The sequence below is a fragment of the Caulobacter sp. SL161 genome, from assembly GCF_026672375.1.
GTDB lineage: Bacteria > Pseudomonadota > Alphaproteobacteria > Caulobacterales > Caulobacteraceae > Caulobacter.
Map to the genome: position 1 here is coordinate 2299193 of NZ_JAPPRA010000001.1, position 13206 is coordinate 2312398.

Genomic DNA, 13206 nt, shown 5'->3' on the forward strand with positions numbered 1-13206 from the left:
GGAGCGTCATTGTGTCGCTGATCTCGGGCGTAGTTTTTCTGTGATCGTGATGTGGCTTTTCTCGTTTGCCCGATCGACATGGTAGAGATTTAAGCGGCTCTCGCTCGATGTCGGTGATCCCCCTCGGGGATCGTGACGTCGCCCCCATCGCGCCGCGCTGCTGGCGGTTCTGGACCCTGGACGACGATCAGACGATGACCGCCGACACCGCCGATCAGCGGCCGCCAGTTCAGACAGCGCGAAAGCCGTTTTTCCGCAAGCGGTCAGCCATACCGGGCTTCGGCCTGACCATGGGCGTGACGCTGACGATTGTCTCCCTGCTGATCCTGATCCCTCTGAGCGCCGTGGTTCTCAAGGCCGCGCAACACTCGCCGGCCGAGTTCTGGGCAGTGGCGACGTCGGAGCGCGCCATGGCCGCCTATCGGCTGAGCTTTGGGGCGGCGTTCGTGGCGGCGGCGATCAATGGGGTGTTCGGCGTCCTCACAGCCTGGGTGCTTGTGCGTTACGAGTTCCCGTTCAAGACTCTGGTGAACGCTCTGGTCGACCTGCCTTTCGCGCTCCCGACCGCGGTTGCCGGTATCGCCCTGGCGACGCTGTATGCGCCGACGGGGTGGGTCGGACAGTTTCTCACGCCGCTGGGCGTCAAGGCGGCCTACAACCCCGTGGGGGTGGTGATCGCGCTGGTCTTCATCGGCTTGCCCTTTGTCGTGCGCACCGTCGAGCCTGTGATGCGTGACGCCGCCGCCGATGTCGAGGAGGCCGCGGCCAGCCTGGGCGCCAGCCGAATCCAGACGATCGCCCGGATCATTCTGCCGGCGCTGGCGCCGGCTTGGCTGACGGGCTTCGCCATGGCCTTCGCGCGCGGTGTGGGCGAGTACGGCTCGGTGATCTTCATCGCCGGCAACATGCCCTACCGGTCGGAGATCGCCCCGCTGCTGATCATCATCCAGCTGGAGCAGTTCGAGTACGCGCGCGCGGCGACGATCGCAGTCGTGATGCTGGCGGTCTCGTTCCTGATGCTGCTGATCATCAACGCCATCCAGGCCTGGGCGCGGAGGTTCGACTGATGGGAGCCGCAAGTTCCAAGGCGCGGGGCGCCACCGATGATCCGGCGTGGGCCAAGATCCTGCTGATCGGCGCCGTTTTTGCCTTTCTGGCCTTGGTGCTGTTCCTGCCGCTGGTCGCGGTGTTCGCGGAGGCGCTTCGAAAGGGCCTGGACGCGGCGATCTTTGCGGCCAGTCAACCCGACGCTCTGGCGGCGGTGAAGCTGACCTTGCTGACAGCGGCCATCGCGGTTCCGTTCAACGCGGTGTTCGGACTTTGCGCAGCCTGGGCGATCGCCAAGCACGATTTCCGCGGCAAGGCCCTGCTGATCACCCTGATTGACTTGCCATTTTCGGTCTCGCCGGTAGTCGCGGGCCTGATCTATGTGCTGATCTTTGGCCTGCAGGGCTGGTTTGGCGAGTGGCTGCTCGACAACGACATCAGGATCATCTTCGCCGTGCCGGGTATCGTGCTGGCGACGGTGTTCGTGACCTTCCCCTTTGTGGCGCGCGAACTGATCCCGCTGATGCAGGAGCAGGGGACCAGCGAGGAGGAGGCGGCCATCTCGATGGGCGCCAGCGGGCTCTACACCTTCTGGCGGGTCACCGCGCCCAACGTGCGCTGGGGGCTGCTCTATGGCGTGCTGCTGTGCAACGCCCGCGCCATGGGCGAGTTCGGCGCGGTCTCGGTGGTCAGCGGCCACATCCGGGGCTTGACCAACACCATGCCGCTGCACGTCGAGATCCTCTACAACGAGTACGACTTTGTCGGCGCCTTCGCCGTGGCGGCGCTGCTCTGCCTTCTGGCGGTGGTGACTCTGGTGCTGAAGACGGCGCTTGAGATCGCTCAGCCGGACGTGCGTGGCCGTCGCGGACACTGAACGGACTACGGAACCCATGACCATTGCCATCCGCTCCGTCGAAAAGCAGTTCGGGCGCTATCCGGCCTTGAACAAGGTCGATCTGGAGATCGCCGACGGCGAGCTCCTGGCCCTTCTTGGCCCTTCGGGGTCGGGGAAGACGACGCTGTTGCGCACCATCGCCGGCCTGGAGTTTCCTGACGCGGGGCAGGTGCTGTTCGATGGGCAGGATGTGACCTACGCCTCGGCTGCGGCGCGCCGGGTGGGTTTCGTCTTCCAGCAGTATGCGCTGTTCAAGCACATGACCGTGGCCAAGAACATCGCGTTCGGCCTCGACGTGCGGAAGGGCAAGGACAAGCCGTCGAAGGCCGAGATCGCCCGCCGGGTCGAGGAGCTTTTGAAGCTGGTCGAACTCGAAGGGCTGGGCGGTCGGTACCCGTCGCAGTTGTCGGGTGGACAGCGCCAGCGTGTGGCTCTGTCGCGCGCCCTGGCGGTGCAGCCGAGCGTGCTGCTCCTGGACGAACCGTTTGGCGCTCTGGACGCCACGGTGCGCAAGTCGCTTCGCCGTGAGCTTCGCCGCGTTCATGACGCCACCGGGGTCACCACCATCTTCGTGACGCACGACCAGGAAGAGGCGCTGGAACTGGCTGATCGCGTCGCCATCCTGAACAATGGCCGCATCGAGCAGATCGGCACGCCCGATCAGGTTCATGACGCGCCCGAAACCGCCTTCGTCTGCGGCTTTGTCGGCGAGGCGAACCGGTTTGACGGTCAAGTCAGCGGTGGGCGCTTCAACGCGGGCGCCCTGACCGTGCCGGCCTCCGCCTTGAAGGACGGTGCTGCGACGGCCTATGTCCGGCCCCATGACTTCGCGCTGGACGAAGCTGGCTTCGAGGTTCTGATCGAACGCGCGCAGGTCCAGGGCGCCCTGACCGCCGTGACCGCGTTGACTTCGGATGGCCGGCGGCTCGAGATCAGCGCTTCCCGCGCTGACGCCGACCGTTTCACCGGCGCCGTGAAGATCGTCGCGCGCAAGGCTCACGTTTACGCGACTTAAGCATAATTCCGCTAAGTGGACCCAATGTCTGGCGCAACGTTCGCGGGAAGCCCCGAGAAGGTTACGCTATTTCCGAGAATGACTCGGCGGGGTTTGAGAAGCGGATGGTCATGGTCGAGACCTCGGGCGCTGAGCGGCGCGCGCATCCCCGGATGCCGGCGGCGCGGAAAATCTACATCGTAGACGACCCGCGGTCGTGGAAGGCTTCTCTGCTGGATGTCGCCGAGAAGGGCGGGCGGATTTCCATCGCGGGCATCGCTTCACCGCCGGACACCTTCGTGTTCGTGGACGCCGGCGGTCGGCGTGTTCATCTCGCCAACGTCGTCTGGCGCTCCGGGACCGAGGTCGGGGTCCAGTTCACCGCCACCCAACGGATCGGCCCTCGCGCCGGCGGCGCCGCCGGAGCGCTTGAGATCGCGCGTCGGTTTCTCGCCACTCTGCCGGCCGAAGACGACGCCTAGAGCGTCTTTCGATCAGAATGACGCTCTAAACTGCTGAATCAACGTCTTTTTGTTGATCTGATTAAGCTGGCTGGATCCGCCAGGACTCCGGAGGCGGCTACTGCTGTTGTTGCTGTTGTTGATGCAGCTCTTCGCGGAGCGCCGTGTCGTGACGGCGACGACCGCCCGCAAAGCTGGGGCGGGCCATTCTCAGGAATTCCGGTTCGGCCAGCGCGGCGCGGGCGCGGCGCACCGATACGCCGACGGCCAACTGGCTTTCCGCGTCGCCCTTGTAGACCCCGCGCGAGGGCGTGACGTCCGCATAGTCTCGACCCACGGCGACGGCGACATGGCGTTCGCCCGCCATCATGTTGTTGGTGGGATCAAAGCCGACCCAGCGCAGGCTGGGCAGGAACACCTCGACCCAGGCGTGGGTCGCGTCAGGGTCGGAGCGATCGCCCGCGTCACGGTCGGTGAACAGGTAGCCGGAGACATACCGGGCCGGAACGCCCCAGCCGCGGCAGACGGCCAGCATGATGTGCGCGAAGTCCTGGCAGACCCCGCGTCCGGCGCTGAGCGTCAGGTCGATCGGGCTGTCGGCGTCGGTGACGCCGGGCTGGTACTCAAAGGCGCTGTAGATCGTTTCCGACAGGGTCCGGACGGCGCTCAGCGGATCCCGGCGCTTGAGGGCGTCAAGGTCGTGTTCGTTGATGAAGGTCTGCAGGGCTTCAGTCGTCCTGACGAACCCGTGGGGCCGCAGGAAGTCGAAGCATTCGCCCCGAACGAATTCGCTGCGCAGACGATCCCACTCGCCCATGTCGAGCTGGTCGGGACGCTCGCCGGGCGACTCGGTCTCGACCGCCGAGCGCGCGATGATCGTCAGGTTGTCGTGCGGTTGCGGCACGTCGAAATGATAGACCGCGTTGCCGAAGCTGTCGGCGTACGAGAACACCTGCGCCGCAGGGTTAAGGTCCAGCTCGAAGCTGACCAGGCGTTGCCGGGCGGTCTTCTGGGGCTGCATCCACAGCTCCATCAGGCTTTCGCGGACGGGACGCTCATAGTGGTACTGGGTGACGTGTCGGATTTCGAGCAGCACGGTCCTGGATCCTAAGCGGGCAGACGCGTTTCAAGAGGGTAGGCCACGAAGGTCTCGTAGATGGCTTCGTGGATTCTGGCGCATTCGTTGACGACGGTGGTCAGCAGGGGGCCCGCGCCGACGGCTTCCAATTCGTCGACATCGGCAAACTGCAGTCGCGCCTTCAGGCGGCCGGCTAGGCGCTCTGGGCCCGCGCGCTCGTTGGCCGAGACGCTGCGGGCCATGGCGCTGAGATGCTGTTCGATCTGCGCCGTCGCGAACCGGATCGACCGCGGGAAGTCCTCGTCGAAGACCAGGAACTCCAGGATGTGGCGCGGCTCGATCTCGGCGGTGTAGACGCGAAGATAGGGTTCCAGCGCGCAGGCCATGCGCAGCACGCTGACCAGGGCCACGTGGTCGCCGAGGCGGCCGTGGGTGGGCGACTCCGCGAAACAGACTTCCAGCAGGCGCGAGACCAGCTGGGCGCGTTCCATATAGATGCCCAGCATCATGAACCGCCAGCTTTCGCCATGGCTCATAGTGGTGTCGGCCGCGCCCTTGAACAGGTGCAGGTCGGCGATCACGTCATGCAGGAAGATGTCCGATCCGGCGGCGAAATCCTTGGTCGCGTTCGGGTCGGTGACCTTGAGATACAGCAGGTTCAGGCGTTCCCAGGTCTCGGTCGTGATCTGATCGCGGACCTGACGGGCGTTCTCGCGCGCGCGCGCCAGCGAGGACACGACGGAGTTGGGGTCGCTGCGATCCAGAACCAGCGCGTGGGCGGCCTCGAACGACCCCACGCCGGCGCCGTCGCAAGGCTCGCCGACGGCGGCCAAGGCGATCCATACGGCCTGGGCGCCGGCGTCGGTCTGGTCGAGCGTGGCGTTCAGCATCACCGAGGACAGGCGCGAGAGGTGCTCGGCCCGTTCGATATAGCGGCCCAGCCAATAGAGGCTGTCGGCGACACGGGCGAGCATCATGGGCGGGCGCTCCCGTGACCGTTTCCGTTGGAGGGCGCGTCATCGGCGAGCACCCAGGTGTCCTTGGAGCCGCCGCCCTGGCTGGAATTGACCACGAGCGAGCCGCGCTTGAGCGCGACACGGGTCAACGCGCCGGGGGTGACGATGGTCTTCTCGCCCGACAGGATGAAGGGACGCAGGTCGACGTGGCGCGGCTCGATGCGGCCATCCACCAGGCACGGCGCGGTCGAGAGCTGGATGGTCGGCTGGGCGATGTAGTTTTCGGGATCAGCCTTGATCGCCAGGGCGAAATCGTCGCGCTCCTTCTGGCTGGCGTGCGGCCCGACCAGCATGCCGTAGCCGCCCGAAGCGCCGACAGCCTTGACCACCAGCTTGTCGAGATTGGCCAGCACGTGGCTGAGCTGACGCGGCTCCCGGCAGAGATAGGTCTCGATGTTGGGCAGGATCGCGTCCTCGCCCAGATAGTAGCGGATGATGTCGGGAACGTAGGCATAGACCGCCTTGTCGTCGGCCACGCCGGTGCCGGGCGCGTTGCAGATCACCACATTGCCGGCGCGATAGGCGTTGAACAGACCCGCCGCGCCCAGCGAGCTGTCGCGCCGGAAGGTGAGCGGGTCGATGAAGTCATCGTCCACCCGGCGGTAGATCACGTCGATGCGCCGCAGGCCGGTGGTGGTGCGCATGTAGACCATGTTCTCGTGCACCACGAGGTCGCGTCCCTCGACGAGGGGCACGCCCATCAGTCGCGCGAGATAGGCGTGCTCGTAGTAGGCGCTGTTGTAGACGCCCGGCGTCAGCACCACGACCTGGGGATCGGCGCGCCAGTCGGCGGCCATGCTCTTCAGGGTCGAGAGCAGCAGGTCGGGATAGCGCTCGACCGGACGGACGCCCGCCGCGCGATAGGTGCCGGGGAAGGTGCGCTTGGCCGCATCGCGATTGGCCAGCATGTACGACACGCCGGACGGGACGCGGAGGTTATCCTCCAGCACGGCGAACTGGCCGTCCTGGCAGCGGATCAGGTCGCTGCCGCAGACATTGGCGTAGGCCTTGTGCGGCACATAGAGGTGCTGCATTTCGCGGCGATAGGAGGGCGCGCCCAGCACGAGCTCTCGCGGAACCACGCCATCCATCAGGATCTGCTGATCGCCGTAGATATCGGCCAGAAAGAGGTTCAGCGCCCGCAGTCTCTGGGTCAGGCCAGCTTCGATCCGCGCCCATTCCGACGCCGGGATGATCCGGGGAAACAGGTCGGTGGGAATGATCCGTTCGGTGGTGTTCTCGGCGCCGTAGACCGTGAAGGTGATCCCCTGGAGCAAGAAAGAGCGCTCGAGCGTCCTTTGCCGAGCAGCCAGTTCCTCGGCGCCCAGCGTCGACATCCGGCCGTGCAGCGGATCGTAGTGCTGGCGAACGTCGCCCTCGGGTGTGAACATCTCGTCGTAGGCGACGCCCGGCAGGTAGGCCGCCTCCGTCATCGGCAGGGTCGGGGTGTCCGCTAGGGTCTGGGTCTTCGCCGCCACGCTTCTATCCGCTTGTCTTCGATCTTGGGCGCGCCCCGGAGGCATGCGCCGTCCCGAACTCTAGGGCCTCCACGCGGTCCCGCTTCCCGGATTCGACATCCGCTAAGCGATTGCGCACGACTGCCTATCATTTGGGCGCCATTCGGCTGCTTTGAGAAGCGCTCGTGACGGAGGCGGTCGCCATTCCGAACGTGACACGAGCCCAGCCCGCGACTACAGCAGGGGCGGGGGCGCTTCGCGCGGGGAACGTGATTTGGTGCTTGGGCGGACTTCCCTGGCTTTGGCGGCGGTGACCTGGCTCTCGGCCTCGGCCGCATGGGCCGACGAGCCGATGGCCCAGATCCAGGGTGTCGAGGACCGAGCCCTTCGCGACGCCATCCAGCGCGCCCTGTCCGATTCCAAACAGCCGCCGCGCAGCCGCTCCGAGGCCCGCCGTCGGGCCCGTCAGGCCGGTGAGGATGCGATCGCCGTTCTGCGCGCGGAAGGGTACTACGCCTACACCGTCGAGCCTGATGTGACCGAAGGCGATCCGCCGCGCGCCATTGTGAAGATCACGCCGGGACCGGCCTTCCTGCTGGCCGATCCCCACATCGACTGGTCGGGTTCGCCGCCGGATGAGGGCGTTCGTCAGCGCGCCGCTGCGGCGATGCGGCTGACCGAAGGCGAGCCTGGGCGCGCCGCCGACGTGGTCGGCGCCGAGGGCAGGATCGTCGCCCAGGTGGCCAAGCTCGGCTACGCCGACGTCGCGGCCGAGCCGCGCGAAGTTGTGGTCGACCATGCTGATCGCACGGTTCGGCCGACCTTCAGGATCATGGCGGGCGAGCTGGTGCGTCTGAACGGCGTCGACGTCGTCACCAAGGGGCGCACCAATCCCGAATGGGTCGGCCGTCTCGCGCCCTGGGTGGCCGGTGACGTCTATGATCCAGAAGATGTCGCCGAGCTGGAGCGCCGGCTGCGCGACACCGCCGTCTATGACTCGATCTCGGTTTCGCTCGCGGGGACCGACAGGGCTTCGGCCGAGGGCTATCGGCCGGTGGTCGTCACCCTGTCCGACAGGCGGGCGCGCACGATCGAACTTGGCGCGGGCTATTCGACCAGCGAAGGCGCCGGCGTCGATGCGCGCTGGATCCGCTATAACCGCCAGAAGCGCGCCGACACGACGACATATGCGCTGCGGTTCGCCAAGCTGGAACAACGGCTTGGCGCAGAAATCTCATTGCCGCACTGGCGGCGACCACAGCAGACCTTGAAGCTGAACAGCTCGGTCTTCCGCAACGACACCGACGCCTACAACGAAACCGGGGCCACGGTCGGCGTCGATCTGACCCGCCGACGCCAAACGACAGCGTATCGCACCCTCGGGGTCTCATTCGACCTCTCGCAGACCAAAGAGCAGGTCAATCGCAACGGTTTGATCGCCGGGCGTAAGCTGAATCTCGCGACCCTGGCGGGTCTGGCCGCCTATGCCTGGGATTTCTCGGACGATATCCTCGATCCCAAACGAGGCTGGCGCTTGGAGACCCGCGCCGAACCGACCTATGTGGCCGGCGACACCTCGGTCCCGTACTTGAAGCTGGCTGGCCAAGGCTCGGCCTATCTGCCGTTTGGCAAGCAGGACAGCACTGTGCTGGCGGCGCGCGTCAAGCTGGGCGCGATCTTGGGCGCCGGGCTTCTCGATGTTCCGGCGTCCCGACGCTTCTTCTCCGGCGGCGGCGGCTCGGTGCGAGGCTACGCCTATCAGGCGATCGGCCCCCGCTTGTCGGACAACACGCCGCAAGGAGGGATTTCGCTGGTCGAGACCTCGTTTGAGGTGCGCCAGAAGATCACCGATCGCTGGAGCGGCGTCGCCTTCGTCGATGCGGGCGCCATCGGGACCCATGAACCCCCCCAGCGCGAGGACTTCCGCGCTGGCGCCGGCCTTGGCGTCCGTTACGATCTAGGCTTTGGACCGATCCGGGCCGACATCGCCGCGCCGCTGGGACGGCGCAAGGGCGACCCGAAGTTCCAGATCTATCTCAGCATCGGGCAAAGCTTTTGAGTCGCGACCACGACAAGCCTGATCTGACCGATACGGTCTCGCAAGCCGCCGAGGCGGCGGGCGAAACGGCGGGGAAGGTCGTCCGGAAGATCGGCTGGGGCGGCGTCGCGCTGGTCGTGGTTGGTTTTCTGGCCGCGCTTTTGCTGGTCATCGCGGGGGGGGTGCGGCTGGCGCCCATCACGCCGCAAGGCCGCATGTTCCTGGAAGCGCGCGCTTCGGGGCTGAAGCTTGGCCGGATTGGCAAGCTGCACATTGAAGGGCTGTCCGGTGACATCTGGCAAGACTTTGGCGTTCGTCGCCTGACGATCTCTGACGAGAAGGGGATCTGGCTCGAGGCTCGCGACCTGCGCGTCGCCTGGCGCGCGACCGCGCTGTTCGGCCGACGCTTTCATGCCGAGCAGATCACCGCACGCTATGTCACCGTCCTTCGTCGGCCGACCATGGGGCCGAAGGGCAAGTCTGGCGCCGCGCCTGTTTCGGTGGACCTGGACGCCTTCAAGTTTCGTCTTCTGACGCGCCCCGCCTTCAGCGGCGCCGAGGGCGACTTCGACGTCGACGGCGCCTACGAAATGGCGCGGCGCGGGGGGCAGAAGGGGCGGATCGCCGTGGCGTCGCGGCTCCATATCGGCGACCATCTGGATGTCGATTTTGATCTTGGGCGGTCGAAATCGCTTCGCCTTGTCGCCGACGCGACGGAGGCGAACGGCGGCGCCATCGCGGGCGCGCTCGGACTTCCCGCCGACAGGACCTTCGATCTGAAGGCCAAGGCGGAGGGCACCACCAGCCGCGCGGCGTTCGATGTGTTTGCGCGCTCGGGACGTGAAATCCCGCTCGAGGCGCGCGGCGCCTGGACCGAACAGGGCGGCTCGGCGCGCGGCCGTATCGACCTCGAAGCCTCCAGATTGACCCAGCGCCTGGCCCGCATGTTCGGTCCCGGCGCGGACTTCGCCATCGAGGGGCGCAAGGCCACCGCCGATGGTCTGTCGGCGCTGAAGATCAGCCTGAATTCCGAGAATCTGGTTCTGCGTGGCCAGGGGCTGGCGGACCTGGGCAAGCGGCGCACCGGCGCGGACGGCATCGCCTTCACCGCGCAGGTCGGCGCTCTGAGCCGGATCGTGACGATCCCGAAGATGGGCCGCGGCGAGGTGCAGGGCGCTTTCCGGCTGATCGATGGCGGTTTCGTCGTCGAAGGGCGCACGGATGTCAGCGATCTGGAACTGCTCGGCTATCGGCTCAAGCGGGCCACGGGGCCGGCGAAGGTCAGTTGGTCCAAGGGCGATCTCGCGATCGAGGGCGCGGCGACGACAGCGGGCGGCGGCGGGACCGGCCTGTTGGCGGTTCTGGGCTCCAGCCCGAAGGCGACCTTCGAAGGCGGACGGGTAAAGGGCGGCCGGTTCCTGATCACGGCCGCGCGGATCGAGGCGCCGAACCTGATCGTGACCGGGAAAGGCGGCCGGGGGCTGCTCGGGGGCCTGTCGTTCGATGGGGAGATGAAGGTCGCCAGCCTGGCGCCGGTGCGTCAGGGCGCCAAGGGCGCTGTGAGCGCCAAATGGTCGGCTTCCAGCTTCGCGGGCAGGCCGTGGAGCTTCACCGTCGATGGAAGAGCCGCCAATTTCGGCACGGGTTACGCCGAGGTGGATCGACTTCTGGGCCTGGCGCCGCGCCTGGCCGGTAAGGCGAACTGGAACGCCGGCGTGCTGACGGTCGACGAGGCCAGGCTGGACGGCGCCAACGCGGCGCTGAAGACGTCTGGCAAGCTTGGACAAGGCTTGGCGCTGGATTTCGGAGTGGATTGGACCGCGACCGGTCCGTTCCGTGCCGGCCCGGTCGAGGTCGCGGGCCAGGCGGCCGGCGATGGACGGGTCGGTGGAACCCTCTCTGCGCCGCGAGCGGATCTCCAGGCCGCATTCGACACGATCGAGCTGCCCCGGTTGCCGCTGTCCAAGGCGCGATTGACGCTGACCTTCGCGCGCGGCCCCAACGGGACGGATGGCGCGGCTGCGTTGCAGGCCGATAGCCAGCACGGGCCGGCCCGTGGGCGCGCGTCGTTCCGGTTCTCGCCGGGCGGGATCGAGCTGACCGATGTCGATGTCGACGCCGGCGGCGCCAAGGCGCAGGGGGCGGTCTCATTACGCGACGGGGCGCCGGCGACGGCGGACCTCCAGGTCGCTGTGGGTCCAGGCGCGTTCCTGCCGCAGGGAACGGTCAAGGGATCGGCGCGCCTGGTCGACGCACCGGGGGCGGCGCGCCGAGCGCCACGCTGGATCTGATCGCCGAAGGCGTCGCCACCGGCTCATGGAAGGTGCGGTCCGCACGGATCAAGGCGGACGGGCCGCTCTCGCGCCTGCCGCTCTCGATCGACGCGCGCGGCGAGGCGCCCGGCGGGCTTTGGCGGCTCAGCGGCGCGGGTGACCTGGCGCAGACGGGAAAGATCTATGACCTGACGCTGAATGCGTCGGGACGCGTTGGTCGGACAGAGCTCAAGACGCGCGACGCCGCGCGGATCCGGTTTGGCGACGGGCCCACGCAAGCGCGCCTGCGATTGGCCGTCGACAAGGGGCGAGCCGACATTGACGCCGATCTGGGCGGCGCGACCGCGATGCTGAAGGCCGAGTTGGCCGGCGTGACCCTCACCGCCTTCGACCCTGACCTCGATGGGGACATCGACGGCGCCTTCAACCTGCAGGGCCAGGGCGATGTGCTCACGGGCGACTTCGCGATGCGGCTGTCCCATGCGCGCGAGCGCGGCGCCAAGATCGAGCAATCGCTGGACGCCAAGATCGAGGGCACGCTGAGCGATAGCCAACTGACGATCATCGCCGACGGCGACAACCGCCAGGGTCTGAAGGCCGAGGCCAATCTGGTGCTTCCGGTCGAGGCGTCAGCCATGCCGCTTCGTCTGGCGGTGAACAGGCGTCGCGGCGTCCAGGGACGCTTCTCCGCACAAGGCGAGATCAAGCCGCTGTGGGACTTGTTGCTGGGGCCCGAGCGCTCTCTGTCGGGACGCATCAACCTGCAGGCCAGCCTTGGTGGCACGCTGGCGGATCCGCGCCTGATCGGCCAAGCCACGCTTGACGGCGGCGGCTTCGACGATGGTCAGTCGGGCCTGAGATTGCGCAATGTGACGCTGCGGTCGGCGCTGGCCGACAACGCCATCGATGTCAGCCAGGCCATCGGTGAGGACGGGCAGGGCGGTTCGATCTCGGGCGCGGGGCGGATCAGCCTGTCGCGGGGCGGCGAGGGCAATTTCAAGCTCGACATGAAGAGCTTCCGGCTGATCGACAACGATCTGGCCTCGGCGGTGGCGACCGGTCAGGCCAGCGTCAATCGCTCGGCCGACGGCAAGATCAAGCTGACCGGCGCGGTGACCCTCGATCGCGCCGACGTTTCGGCGCAGACCAAGACGCCTGCCGGCGTGGTGGCGATGGATGTGGTCGAACGCAATCGTCCCGTCGATCTGGATCAGGGCCTGCAGCGGCGTCCGACAACGGGCGGCATGATCCTCGATCTCGACCTCAAGGCGCCGCGACGCATCTTCGTGCGGGGTCGGGGTCTGGACGTCGAGCTTTCGCTGGACGCTCACGTCGGGGGCACCTCGCTGGCTCCGCAACTGAGCGGCGTCGCGCGGATGGTGCGCGGCGAGTACGACTTCGCTGGCAAACGGTTCGAGTTCGACGACGACGGTGTGGTCTATCTCTCGACCCAGCTCGACCAGGTGCGGCTCGATCTATCGGCGACCCGTGAGGACACGGCGCTGACGGCGGTCGTTCGTATCCTGGGGACGGCGGCCAAGCCGGAGATCACCCTGACGTCCAAGCCGGAACTGCCCAGCGACGAAGTGCTCAGCCAGGTGCTGTTCGGCGCGTCGGCCGCACAGTTGTCGCCGATCGAGGCGGCGCAACTGGCCTCGGCGTTGGCGGCGCTGGCGGGCGGTGGCGGCTTTGACGTTATCGGCAACCTTCGCAGCTTCGCTCGCCTGGATCGTCTGGCCTTTGCTGAGGGCGCGACCGGCATGACGGTCGCCGGCGGCAAGTACGTCACCGACGATGTCTATGTTGAAATCATCGGCGGCGGCCGTGAAGGTCCTGCTGCGCAGGTCGAGTGGCGGATTCGTCGGACTCTGTCGCTGGTGTCCCGCATCGGCGGTCAGAACGACGCAAAGCTTTCCGTTCGCTGGCGAAAGGACTATTAAGCAA

8 protein-coding genes and 1 pseudogene are annotated in these 13206 nt (G+C 67.0%); 6 read left to right on the forward strand and 3 right to left on the reverse strand.

What is annotated here, in order from left to right:
• The first annotated feature begins 194 nt into the window (after positions 1-194).
• The 4 genes from cysT to OVA11_RS11235 all read left to right on the forward strand — a co-directional run bounded on the left by cysT (position 195) and on the right by OVA11_RS11235 (position 3421).
• Positions 195-1067, forward strand: a complete 873-nt coding sequence (gene cysT / locus OVA11_RS11220; protein ID WP_268068949.1) for a sulfate ABC transporter permease subunit CysT — start codon at positions 195-197, stop codon at positions 1065-1067.
• Positions 1067-1924, forward strand: coding sequence for a sulfate ABC transporter permease subunit CysW (gene cysW / locus OVA11_RS11225; RefSeq protein ID WP_268067460.1), 858 nt, complete (start codon positions 1067-1069; stop codon positions 1922-1924). Before cysT ends, cysW begins: the two co-directional genes overlap by 1 nt.
• A 16-nt stretch (positions 1925-1940) precedes the next feature.
• Positions 1941-2960, forward strand: a complete 1020-nt coding sequence (locus OVA11_RS11230) for a sulfate/molybdate ABC transporter ATP-binding protein (RefSeq protein WP_268067461.1) — start codon at positions 1941-1943, stop codon at positions 2958-2960.
• A gap of 104 nt (positions 2961-3064) precedes the next feature.
• Positions 3065-3421, forward strand: a complete 357-nt coding sequence (locus OVA11_RS11235; RefSeq protein WP_268067462.1) for a PilZ domain-containing protein — start codon at positions 3065-3067, stop codon at positions 3419-3421.
• A gap of 97 nt (positions 3422-3518) precedes the next feature.
• Here the strand turns inward: OVA11_RS11235 and OVA11_RS11240 are convergent, their stop codons facing one another.
• Genes OVA11_RS11240 through OVA11_RS11250 form a run of 3 tightly spaced genes read right to left on the reverse strand, consistent with a single transcriptional unit; the run spans position 3519 to position 6972 of the window.
• Complete coding sequence (locus tag OVA11_RS11240; protein ID WP_268067463.1) at positions 3519-4496, reverse strand: transglutaminase family protein; 978 nt, start codon at positions 4494-4496, stop codon at positions 3519-3521.
• An 11-nt stretch (positions 4497-4507) separates the two neighbouring features.
• The gene (locus OVA11_RS11245) at positions 4508-5455 is read right to left on the reverse strand and encodes an alpha-E domain-containing protein (protein WP_268067464.1); all 948 of its coding nucleotides are present in this window, start codon (positions 5453-5455) and stop codon (positions 4508-4510) included.
• A complete protein-coding gene (locus OVA11_RS11250; RefSeq protein WP_268067465.1) occupies positions 5452-6972 on the reverse strand; it encodes a circularly permuted type 2 ATP-grasp protein in 1521 nt (506 codons plus the stop codon). The genes OVA11_RS11245 and OVA11_RS11250 overlap by 4 nt, the downstream gene beginning before the upstream one ends.
• A 253-nt stretch (positions 6973-7225) precedes the next feature.
• Between OVA11_RS11250 and OVA11_RS11255 the strand changes: the two genes are divergently transcribed.
• Both OVA11_RS11255 and OVA11_RS11260 read left to right on the forward strand, forming a co-directional pair.
• Positions 7226-9010 carry an autotransporter assembly complex protein TamA gene (locus OVA11_RS11255; RefSeq protein WP_268067466.1) on the forward strand — a complete coding sequence of 595 codons (1785 nt, stop codon included), beginning with the start codon at positions 7226-7228 and terminating at the stop codon, positions 9008-9010.
• A gap of 23 nt (positions 9011-9033) precedes the next feature.
• Positions 9034-13202 (forward strand): annotated as a pseudogene (locus OVA11_RS11260) (translocation/assembly module TamB domain-containing protein).
• The last annotated feature ends 4 nt before the right edge of the window (positions 13203-13206 follow it).